At 55.7% G+C, this 244-nt stretch carries 1 rRNA gene; it reads right to left on the bottom strand.

Annotated features, from left to right (window positions below):
- Positions 1-244: ribosomal RNA gene (locus tag GJ698_RS30385) — 16S ribosomal RNA — on the bottom strand; the annotation flags it as partial.

Here is a 244-nt window from a genome sequence, read left to right as displayed (position 1 = left end):
TGTGGCTGGTCGTCCTCTCAGACCAGCTACTGATCGATGCCTTGGTGGGCCTTTACCCCACCAACTAGCTAATCAGATATCGGCCGCTCCAGGAGCACAAGGCCTTGCGGTCCCCTGCTTTCATCCTTAGATCGTATGCGGTATTAGCGTAACTTTCGCTACGTTATCCCCCACTCCAGGGTACGTTCCGATATATTACTCACCCGTTCGCCACTCGCCACCAGAGCAAGCTCCGTGCTGCCGT

It is taken from the genome of Duganella aquatilis, from assembly GCF_009674565.1.
GTDB classification, from domain to species: Bacteria; Pseudomonadota; Gammaproteobacteria; order Burkholderiales; family Burkholderiaceae_D; genus Rugamonas; species Rugamonas aquatilis.
The sequence above is the reverse complement of the archived record's forward strand: the minus strand, read 5'-3'. Positions and strand labels throughout refer to the sequence as shown.